General features: G+C 34.6%; 1 protein-coding gene and 2 rRNA genes. All 3 read right to left on the bottom strand.

What is annotated here, in order from left to right:
• Positions 1 to 79 (bottom strand): 16S ribosomal RNA (locus K3T81_RS19300); the annotation flags it as partial.
• A gap of 1485 nt (positions 80 to 1564) precedes the next feature.
• Positions 1565 to 1711 (bottom strand): hypothetical protein, encoded by a 147-nt coding sequence (locus K3T81_RS19295; protein WP_238022196.1) that lies wholly within the window; start codon positions 1709 to 1711, stop codon positions 1565 to 1567.
• 234 nt (positions 1712 to 1945) lie between these two features.
• A 5S ribosomal RNA gene (gene rrf / locus K3T81_RS19290) occupies positions 1946 to 2061 on the bottom strand.
• Positions 2062 to 2083 lie beyond the last annotated feature (22 nt).

Raw genomic sequence — 2083 nt, 5'->3', positions numbered from 1 at the left:
CTTGCTTCCTGCGCTCGACTTGCATGTATTAGGCACGCCGCCAGCGTTCGTCCTGAGCCAAGATCAAACTCTCCAAAAAAGTTTGCATCATGTCGACACCAATCAACATGATCCGTCTTAGCTTCGCAGAAAACTGGCTTCTGCTTGTATTTCTTCAAAAAACAGAAAATCTGTTTTTCCTTGACATACTAGTTGTTCTGTTCAGTTTTCAAAGAGCAATTTGTTTGCGTTGCTTTTTTTGAAGCAACTTTTATATCATACCATTTCCGAACCAACCTGTCAATAACTTTTTTAAAACGTTTAAATGAAGTTGTCGATTGCTGTCGAATTTGGCGACTTGATAAATATAGCATTTTTTCGACTAAGGTGTCAACAGTTTCTAGAAAAAAATAAAAAAGAATGTTTATGAACCCTACTAGATGGTGGTTAACCATGTAGTACTGAGTATAATGGAAAGAAAATATATAGCTACTTATTCGAATCAATTTCGCGAAAGAAGAATTGGAGTTATCACTTTTGACAGAAGGTAAAGTAAAAGTAGGTTTCTCTCACTATAACTAAAGGTTATATGACATAAAATTGCTTTCCGCTTTCTACAGACATTTCACCTTCAGTTGAGTGTTATTCTGTGTATACACTTGTCGGGAACAATTAAAAAGCTAACGTAAACTTTTGACAGCACTACTGGTGCCACTCTTTAAATTCGATTTGTTCGACAATATTAAATTAGTGTTTCTTCCCTATTATTTTGTAGCTCTTAAAAGTCCGGAAAAGGCTTATGCACAACAGCAACTTACGCTTTAATTGTTACTTCTTCAGTTGCTTGAGCGAGGGACAGACCCTTAAAGCCTTTTGTAATTTAGCAATAAGTTTGTAATACCTGAACTTCAATATTGTAAAAACGCAATAATGTATAATCTTTTACCTTCATGGTTGAAAGTTATGGATATACCAGGCTAAGAATTTTTTAAAGTCATTAATAGTAGTTGTATCAAGTTGCTCAATTCTTCTCCATGTGGGCTTCCCGACCAGTCCCTCTGTTATTTTATAATTACTAATGATTCTCAGTTCCTTTTTCCCTTTTCATAATTGATTTTAACCAAACACCCACTACAAGGATGATTCCATAATAATATGCTACTTTTTCTTTGTTGCTTCTTTTCAACTATAATTATTACTCCGTTAAAACTGATGTATTTTAACCTAATTTCCGAGTAATATTTCTGACCTCTTACTACCTATTTTTTTGTTAACCGTCTAAAGAGTTTTTAACATATGATTGGATGATTAATAAGTTTACTTATTTCAATAATATAAGAATCCTTAGAGTAGATTCTATATTTACTTCTTAGATTTAACCGGAAGTATTAACACCTACTTAGGTAGTTCATTGCTTTCTCCTTTTTGATTCGATATTTGTTCAGAAGCCCTACTTGTATAATTATTTGTTTCTTCCTCTCTCGTTGAGCTTATAAATCGAAATAAAAAATAACTCCTCATGTTTTTTTAGAAACGAAACGTTAGTAGCAATCCTAATTATCCGTTCCAAGTACTAATATCAATCTTACATATCCTTATTAGCTGTGGCAAAGGTCTCTCTTTTATGAAACATTCTGTTGTTTTCCAAACTTCTCCACTTATGTATTAATGGTGACCTATCTGTTCCGTACTTTTTGTTAATATAATCAGAGTAACTTTTACTTTCCTCCATTTCTCTCCTCCTAACTTTAATCTTAGGTGGGTCAAAAGGTTTGAAGCTAGTAAAAGCTCACCTTAATTTAACAACGAAGTTTGCTAACTACGCACCAGGTAGAACTTCTTACTGCTGCGGGAATTTTAAAGTTCCTAATTAAGATCTCATGTTACATTAGTTTCCTTGGCCATAATTACAATCTAAAACCACAAAAAAGGATTATGCATATTAAATGCATAATCCTTTCAATTCGCCTGGCGGCGTCCTACTCTTGCAGGGGCAAAGCCCCAACTACCATCGGCGCTGGAGAACTTAACTTCTGTGTTCGGCATGAGAACAGGTGTGACCTCTCCGCTATTGCTACCAGACCTCGGTTTTAAACCGAATCTT

The organism is Oceanobacillus jordanicus (assembly GCF_022095695.1).
Taxonomy (GTDB): Bacteria; Bacillota; Bacilli; order Bacillales; family Amphibacillaceae; genus Oceanobacillus_B; species Oceanobacillus_B jordanicus.
The sequence above is the reverse complement of the archived record's forward strand: the minus strand, read 5'-3'. Positions and strand labels throughout refer to the sequence as shown.